Annotated in this window: 1 protein-coding gene; it reads right to left on the bottom strand. The window is 50.9% G+C overall.

Going from position 1 to position 546, the window contains the following annotated elements; genetic code table 11:
• Nucleotides 1-546 (bottom strand): FtsK/SpoIIIE domain-containing protein (locus HMPREF3057_RS03200; RefSeq protein ID WP_257370747.1); only part of this gene is annotated, 546 nt, incomplete at both ends.

Genomic DNA, 546 nt, shown 5'->3' with positions numbered 1-546 from the left:
CCGGCTGTCACCAAGAGGTGAACCCCGATACTGAGACCTTCACGAGAGATACGCACCAAGAGCTTGAAGAGTTCCGCCTCATAGGCTTCTTCCTTGAAGGCCTCATAGCTATCTAAGAGGATGACGATAGCCGGCTCTTCCTGACCACTGGCCTGACGGTAGAGTTCCAAGGTTCCAACACCATAGTCCGCAAGGAGTTTCTTACGACGGTTGAGTTCTCTCTCCATGATTCGTACAAATTTAGAGATCTTCTCTGTTTGGTCCAAAAGCATGGTATCCGCCACCTGTGGAAGCTTGGACAATGGAGCCAAACCATTGGTACCAAAGTCCATCAAGTACATGGTAAGAGCCTTGGGACTGAATTTGCGAGCCAAGTCCATCCCAGCTGTCTGAAGGAAGGTGGTCTTTCCTGTACCCGGACTTCCGTAGAGAAGGATATGACCATCCTTGGAGAGATTGATAGAGACAGCTTCCTGCTTCTGGGCCTGCGGGATATCCGCCATCCCCAAGAGGACAGAGAGTGGTTTCTCTTGTGTCCAGGCTACT

Origin of the sequence: Streptococcus sp. HMSC072D05, assembly GCF_001815805.1 — a bacterium.
Taxonomy (GTDB): Bacteria; Bacillota; Bacilli; order Lactobacillales; family Streptococcaceae; genus Streptococcus.
Note: the sequence above shows the minus strand (reverse complement) of the source record. Positions and strands in the feature narration are given on the sequence as shown.